This window comes from Streptomyces mesophilus (genome assembly GCF_040300965.1).
Classification (GTDB): domain Bacteria; phylum Actinomycetota; class Actinomycetes; order Streptomycetales; family Streptomycetaceae; genus Streptomyces; species Streptomyces mesophilus_A.
This window is the reverse complement of the sequence record NZ_JBEPEW010000098.1, coordinates 25062-31892: the sequence shown is the minus strand read 5'-3', so window position 1 is coordinate 31892 and position 6831 is coordinate 25062. Positions and strand designations below refer to the sequence as shown.

The following is a 6831-nucleotide window of genomic DNA, read 5'->3' as shown; positions in this document are numbered from 1 at the left end:
GTTGACGCCGCCGCGCTGCTGCGGCGGACGGCCGGACCGGTCGCCCTGACCGCCGCGCTCACGCCGGCCGCCGCCTGCGGACTTCTCGCCGCCGTCCTTGGCGGCCTCGTCGTCCAGGCGCAGCGTCAACGAGATCCGCTTGCGCGGAATGTCGACGTCGAGCACCTTCACCTTGACGATGTCGCCGGGCTTCACCACATCGCGCGGGTCCTTGACGAAGGTCTTGGACAGCGCGGAGACATGGGCCAGACCGTCCTGGTGCACCCCGATGTCGATGAAAGCACCGAAGGCCGCCACGTTGGTGACCACACCTTCGAGCACCATCCCGGACACCAGATCGCCGATCTTCTCGACGCCGTCCTTGAAGGTGGCCGTCTTGAACGCGGGCCGCGGGTCGCGCCCCGGCTTCTCCAGCTCGCGCAGGATGTCGGTGACGGTGGGCAGACCGAAGGTCTCGTCCACGAAGTCGGACGCCCTCAGGGACTTGAGCGTCGCGGTGTTGCCGATCAGCGAGGCCACCTCGCCGCCGGTGGTCTTCACCATCCGCCGCACCACGGGGTACGCCTCGGGGTGCACGGACGAGGCGTCAAGCGGGTCGTCACCGCCGCGGATCCGCAGGAAGCCAGCGCACTGCTCGTACGCCTTCGGGCCGAGCCGCGCCACCTCCTTGAGTCCGGTACGGGCGCGGAACGGGCCGTTCGCGTCCCGGTGGGCCACGATGTTCTCGGCCAGACCCGCGCCGATGCCGGAGACGCGGGCGAGCAGGGGCGCGGAAGCGGTGTTCACATCGACGCCGACGCCGTTCACACAGTCCTCGACCACCGCGTCGAGGGAGCGCGAGAGCTTCACCTCGGACAGGTCGTGCTGGTACTGGCCGACCCCGATGGACTTCGGGTCGATCTTCACCAGCTCGGCCAGGGGGTCCTGGAGGCGGCGCGCGATCGAGACCGCGCCACGGATCGACACATCCAGGTCGGGCAGCTCCTGCGAGGCGAAGGCCGAGGCCGAGTACACGGAGGCACCGGCCTCCGAGACCATCACCTTGGTGAGCTTCAACTCCGGGTGCTTGGTGATGAGGTCACCGGCGAGCTTGTCGGTCTCGCGGGAGGCCGTGCCGTTGCCGATCGCGATCAGCTCGACCTTGTGCTCGGCGGCGAGCCGCGCCAGCTTGGCGAGCGCCTCGTCCCACTTGTTGGCCGGGACATGCGGGTAGACGGTGTCCTTCGCGACCACCTTGCCGGTCGCGTCGACGACGGCCACCTTCACGCCCGTACGGAAACCGGGGTCGAGGCCCAGGGTCGCGCGGGTCCCCGCGGGCGCGGCGAGCAGCAGATCGCGCAGGTTCGCCGCGAACACCTTGACCGCCTCGTCCTCGGCGGCGGTCCGCAGACGCAGCCGCAGGTCGATGCCGAGGTGCACGAGGATACGGGTGCGCCAGGCCCAACGGGCCGTGTCCTGCAGCCACTTGTCGGCCGGGCGGCCACGGTCGGCGATGCCGAACCTGTGCGCCACGATGCCTTCGTAAGAGCTTGGCCCGTCCGTGGGCTCCTCGGGTTCGAGGACCAGATCGAGCACGCCCTCCTTCTCGCCGCGCAGCATCGCCAGGATCCGGTGCGAGGGAAGGTCGGTGAACGGCTCGGCGAAGTCGAAGTAGTCCGAGAACTTGGCGCCCTCGGTCTCCTTGCCCTCCCGCACCTTGGCGGCGAGCCGGCCGCGCGTCCACATCCGCTCGCGCAGCTCACCGATCAGATCCGCGTCCTCCGCGAACCGCTCGGTGAGGATCGCGCGGGCCCCGTCCAGGGCGGCCTGCGCGTCCGCGACGCCCTTGTCGGCGTCGACGAACGCGGCCGCGGCGGCAAGGGGTTCCACGGTCGGGTCGCCGAACAGGCCGTCGGCCAGCGGCTCCAGACCCGCCTCGCGGGCGATCTGCGCCTTGGTGCGCCGCTTCGGCTTGTACGGCAGATAGATGTCCTCGAGCCGGGCCTTGGTGTCGGCCGCGCGGATCTGCGCCTCGAGCGCGTCGGTGAGCTTGCCCTGCTCCCGTACCGAATCGAGGACCGCCGTGCGGCGCTCCTCCAACTCGCGCAGATACCGCAGCCGCTCCTCGAGCGTGCGCAGCTGCGCATCGTCGAGCATGCCGGTGGCTTCCTTGCGGTACCGCGCGATGAAGGGCACGGTCGAGCCGCCGTCCAGCAGCTCGACCGCGGCCTTGACCTGCCGCTCCGCTACGCCGAGCTCCTCGGCGATCCTGCTCTCGATGGACAACGTGGGTGTCGTCACGATTCCCGTACCGCCTTCTCGCTGAGCTTGAGCCCGCCATTGTGGCAGGTGGCGAGGGCGGGTGGAGAGCCGGTGGGGCGGGAGGCGCGCCGTGGTGTCCGGCCCGCGAGCTCAGACGCGGCGCGGCGCCCGGGTGCGGCGTCCGCCGCTCCTGGAGGCGCCGCCGAACAGCCGGGCCAGGGCCCGGAACGGCAAGGTCACCACGGTGGCGACGGCCCCGCCGATCTGTCGCAGCACATCTGCGATGGCGCGGAACACGGTTTCCCCTTTCGTCGGCGAACACTGCTCGGAGACGATCGGGTAGCCGGGAGTGCGCCGGTCAAACGCGCTGACGGTCCGGTCAGCCCTTGCCGATCAGATCCGCCGGGAACGCCCCCGCGCCGAGCGCCGTCATCACGAATCCGCCCGCGAGCTCGGTCAGCCGCTCCACCCCGGCCGCGCCCAGATGCGCGTAAGGCGCCGCATCCATACGGTCCGTCGCCTCCTCGAGCCCCTTGCGGAGCTGGACGCCCGCCTCGGTCAACTCGCCCTGATCGTCGAGGAGTCCGCGCCCCTCGAGGCGTACGACCGCGGCGTCCCACTCGGCGCGGCTCCAGCCGCGGGTCTCCAGGGCCCACTTGGGGGTGAAGCCCTTGCCGGTCGCCGTGTGACTGACCAGCGCCTCCAGCGGGTCGAGACCGGCGGAGAGCAGCGCCGCGATATGGCCGTCGCCGCGGAACTCGCGCAGCAGCGTCGCCGCGTGCCAGAACGCCAGATGCGGTGCGTCGGGCACGGGCAGATCCGCGTGCGCGGCGTAGAGCGGGCGTGCGTGCCGGGTGCAGGCCTCGGCCGCGGTGAGCGCGAGCCGCGCCGCCTCGGCCATCTCAGGGCCCTCGACGGCGTCCCCGAGCAGCCGGCGCAGATTGGCGTCGACGGCGCGCAGCCGGCCGGCCAGGACGTCCTCGGGCGAGGCGGACTCCCAGATCGCCGGCACATGCGCGGCGATCAGCTCGTACTTGAAGTTGTAGTACGTGGCCGCCACGGTCCCCGGACCCACCGCACCCATCGCCGCCGAGCGGCCCGCGAAGTAGGCGGGGCTCCACGAGTCGAGCCCGAGCGCGCCCATCTCCTTGGCGAACTCCGGCGAGAAGTAGTGCGCGGAGTGCAGCGGATTGAGCATGTTGTGGCAGCGGCGCCCGGCCTTCGCGGGCAGTGGAGTGGTCATGCGCGCACGTTACCGACGGGTCGGTATGGAGGGAAGGCCAGGACGGCCATGGCAGGAAAGGTGGGGTACTCGACATTGCTGCCGCCGCCACCCGACCGAACAATGGACCCATGACGAAGCGCAGCGTTCGCACCGTCCTGGTCGTCCTCTTCGACGGCGTCCAGAGCCTCGATGTCACGGGCCCCGTCGAGGTCTTCGACGCGGCCGGCCGGTTCGGCGGCGACCCGTACGAGGGCGGCGGCGCGTACGAGATCCGTACCGCCTCGCTCGACGGCCTGCCCGTGCGGACCTCGAGCGGACTGACTCTCGTGCCCGACGGGCGCCTTGACGAGGCACCCGCGCCGCACACACTGCTCGTACCCGGCGGGCAGGGCACCCGGGCGCCGGACGCGCACCTGGTCGACTGGCTGCGCGAGCACGCCCCGCGTGCGGAGCGCCTCGTCTCCGTGTGCACCGGCGCGATCCTGCTGGCGGCCGCGGGTCTTCTCGACGGCCGCCGGGCGACGACGCACTGGGGTTTCTGCGCCACCCTCGCCCGCAACCACCCGCAGGTCGAGGTCGAACCGGACGCGATCTATGTACGGGACGGCAATGTCGCCACCTCCGCGGGCGTCACCGCCGGGATCGACCTCGCGCTCGCCCTCGTCGAGGAGGACCTCGGCCGCGACACAGCTCTTCTGGTCGCCCGCGTCCTCGTGGTCTTCCTGCGCCGGCCGGGCAATCAGGCCCAGTTCAGCGCACAGCTCTCCGCCCAGACCGCACAGCGCGAACCGCTGCGCGACGTCCAGCAGTGGATCAGCGAGCACCCCGCCGAGGACCTCGGCGTGGAAGCGCTCGCGGCCCGCGCCCGCCTCTCGCCGCGCCACTTCGCGCGCGCCTTCCAGGCCGAGACGGGCATGACGCCCGGACGGTACGTGGAGCGGGTCCGCGTCGAGCAGGCGCGCAGGCTGCTGGAGGACAGCGCCCTGGGCGTCGAGGAGATCTCCCGTTCCTGCGGCTACGGCACCCCGGAGGCGATGCGCCGCGCGTTCGTCAAGACGCTCGGCGTGCCCCCGGCCGAGTACCGCCGCCGCTTCCGCCCGGTCCCGGCCTGAGCGACCCGTCGGCGCCCGAACTCCCTTACACCTTCGCTCATTTGGAGACAGAGATGCAGCTGGCGATCGTCCTCTTCGACCGCTTCACCGCCCTGGACGCCGTCGGACCGTACGAGATCCTCAGCCGGGTCCCGGGCGTCGAGACGGTGTTCGTCGCCGAGCGGACGGGACCGGTGCGCGCCGACACCGGCGCCCTCGCGCTCACCGCCGACAAGACCTTCGCCGAAGTGCAGCGCCCCGACATCGTCCTGGTCCCCGGCGGCCCCGGTCAGACCCCGCAGATGGACAACACCGTCCTGCTCGACTGGCTGCGCACCGCCGACGCGACCAGCACCTGGACGACCTCGGTCTGCACCGGCTCCCTGCTGCTCGCCGCCGCCGGACTGCTCAAGGGCCGCAAGGCCACCTCGCACTGGCTGGCCCTCAATTTCCTCACCGGCTTCGAGGTCGAAGCGACCGAGGAGCGGGTGGTCTTCGACGGCAAGTACGCCACGGCGGCCGGAGTCTCCTCCGGGATCGACATGGGCCTCGCCCTCGCGGGACGGATCGCCGGCGACCGCGCCGCGCAGTCCATCCAGTTGCTCACCGAGTACGACCCGCAGCCTCCGTACGACGCGGGCGCACCGCACAAGGCACCGGCCGAACTCGTCGCCGAGTTCCGGGCCAACACCCGGCACCCGCAGCACTGACACCGCCCCGCTCAGACCTGCACAGCCCACTTCGGACCGGCATCAACCACTTCGGACCGGCATCAACCCATTCAGGGGGAACCCATGCAGATCGCGATACTCCTCTTCGACGACTTCACCGCCCTCGACGCCATCGGCCCCTACACCACACTCGGACCGCTCCCCGGCGCCGAGACGGTGTTCGTCGCCGAGCAGGCGGGGCCCGTGCGCGACGACACCGGCAACCTCACCCTCGTCGCCCAGAAGTCCCTGGACGAGGTCACGAGCCCGGACATCGTGATCGTGCCCGGCGGACCGCACGTCCCCGTCGACAACAAGGCGATCCAGAACTGGCTGCGCCAGGTCGACGCCGGTACGACGTGGACCACCTCGGTCTGTACGGGATCGCTGCTGCTGGGCGCCGCGGGCCTGCTGAAGGGCCGCCGGGCGACCAGCCACTGGCTCTACATGGACCAGTGCGCGGGCTACGGCGCCGAGACCACGGGCGAGCGGGTCGTCTTCGACGGCAAGTACGTCACCGCCGCCGGTGTCTCGTCCGGCATCGACATGGGCCTCACCCTCGCGGGGAAGATCGCGGGCGACGACCACGCCCAGCTCGTCCAGCTGATGACCGAGTACGACCCGCAGCCGCCCTACGACGCCGGCTCGCCCGACAAGGCGCCCGCGCACCTGGTCGAGCTCATGCGCTCGATGACGACGAGCCCGGCATCCAGCTGAACCGCGGCGTCCTGCGCTCCAGGAAGGCGGCGACACCCTCCGCGGTGTCGTCGCCCTCGCGCATCTGCGCGCCGAAGTACTCCTCGCGGCCGGTCCGCCCGGCCGCGAACTCCTTCGCCGCCACCTGCGTGAGCAACGACCTCGACGCCAGGACGCGGGCGAACTCGGCCACGCGCTTGTCCAGTTCGTCCTCGGCGTGCACCTCGTCCACGAGTCCGGAGCGCAGCGCCCGCGCACTGCCGATCAACTCGCCGGAGAACAACAGGTACTTGGCGGTCGCCGGACCGACCAGGTCCACCAGCCGCCGGGTCGAGGACGCCGCGTAGACGATCCCGAGCTTCGCGGGCGTGATCCCGAACAGGGCGCCCTCCGTCACGAAGCGCAGATCGCAGGCCACGGCCAGCTGGCAGCCGCCGCCCACACAGTGCCCCCGTACGGCCGCGAGCGTCGGCTTCGGGAACGCGGCGAGCGCCTCCTCGGCCCGTACGGCGAGCTCCCGCGCCTCGTCGGCGGACTCCACCAGGCCCGAGATATCGGCGCCCGCGCAGAACGTGGCGCCTTCACCCGTCAGGACCAGCACCCGCACCTCGGGGTCGGCGGCGAGCTCGTCGAGCAGCGGGGGCAGGGCCCGCCACATGGCGTTCGTCATGGCGTTGCGCTTGGCCGCGTGCGAGATCACGACCGTGGCGACACCGTCGGCACGGGCATGGACGAGCTGCGGCAGGGGATCCGTGGACATGCGCCGGATGCTATCCGCACCCCCTGCTCGTACGATCGGACCAGGGGGCGGCCCGTAGGGAGACGCCATGGCCACACCCGAAGACGGAACAGGCAAGGAACAGGGCGC

General features: G+C 71.5%; 7 protein-coding genes. 3 read left to right on the top strand and 4 right to left on the bottom strand.

Going from position 1 to position 6831, the window contains the following annotated elements; all coding sequences use genetic code 11:
- From ABT367_RS28225 to ABT367_RS28215, 3 genes are all read right to left on the bottom strand, one after another.
- A partial coding sequence (locus ABT367_RS28225) for a Tex family protein (protein ID WP_352256008.1) occupies positions 1 to 2280 on the bottom strand: 2280 nt, incomplete at its 3' end.
- 111 nt (positions 2281 to 2391) lie between these two features.
- Entirely contained in the window at positions 2392 to 2538 is a 147-nt protein-coding gene (locus ABT367_RS28220) for an LPFR motif small protein (RefSeq protein ID WP_352256006.1), read from the bottom strand.
- Between the two features lie 82 nt (positions 2539 to 2620).
- Positions 2621 to 3484, bottom strand: a complete 864-nt coding sequence (locus tag ABT367_RS28215) for an SCO6745 family protein (protein WP_352256004.1) — start codon at positions 3482 to 3484, stop codon at positions 2621 to 2623.
- Positions 3485 to 3594: 110 nt separating this feature from the next.
- Here ABT367_RS28215 and ABT367_RS28210 point away from each other — a divergent pair, with 110 nt between their 5' ends.
- The 3 genes from ABT367_RS28210 (at position 3595) to ABT367_RS28200 (ending at position 5984) form a co-directional block, all read left to right on the top strand.
- Entirely contained in the window at positions 3595 to 4578 is a 984-nt protein-coding gene (locus ABT367_RS28210) for a GlxA family transcriptional regulator (RefSeq protein ID WP_352256002.1), read from the top strand.
- Positions 4579 to 4631: 53 nt separating this feature from the next.
- The gene (locus tag ABT367_RS28205) at positions 4632 to 5267 is read left to right on the top strand and encodes a DJ-1/PfpI family protein (RefSeq protein ID WP_352256022.1); all 636 of its coding nucleotides are present in this window, start codon (positions 4632 to 4634) and stop codon (positions 5265 to 5267) included.
- Between the two features lie 84 nt (positions 5268 to 5351).
- Positions 5352 to 5984 (top strand): DJ-1/PfpI family protein, encoded by a 633-nt coding sequence (locus tag ABT367_RS28200; RefSeq protein WP_352256000.1) that lies wholly within the window; start codon positions 5352 to 5354, stop codon positions 5982 to 5984.
- On the opposite strand, the gene ABT367_RS28195 is transcribed toward ABT367_RS28200, so the two are convergent.
- Entirely contained in the window at positions 5947 to 6723 is a 777-nt protein-coding gene (locus ABT367_RS28195; RefSeq protein WP_352255998.1) for an enoyl-CoA hydratase/isomerase family protein, read from the bottom strand. The genes ABT367_RS28200 and ABT367_RS28195 overlap by 38 nt on opposite strands.
- Positions 6724 to 6831 lie beyond the last annotated feature (108 nt).

Excerpts from the sequence above, each read along its gene's own strand:
- ABT367_RS28210 (WP_352256002.1), top strand. The coding sequence starts at position 3,595 with ATGACGAAGCGCAGCGTTCGCACCGTCCTGGTCGTCCTCTTCGACGGC.
- ABT367_RS28215 (WP_352256004.1), bottom strand. The coding sequence starts at position 3,484 with ATGACCACTCCACTGCCCGCGAAGGCCGGGCGCCGCTGCCACAACATG.
- ABT367_RS28200 (WP_352256000.1), top strand. The coding sequence starts at position 5,352 with ATGCAGATCGCGATACTCCTCTTCGACGACTTCACCGCCCTCGACGCC.
- ABT367_RS28195 (WP_352255998.1), bottom strand. The coding sequence starts at position 6,723 with ATGTCCACGGATCCCCTGCCGCAGCTCGTCCATGCCCGTGCCGACGGT.
- ABT367_RS28205 (WP_352256022.1), top strand. The coding sequence starts at position 4,632 with ATGCAGCTGGCGATCGTCCTCTTCGACCGCTTCACCGCCCTGGACGCC.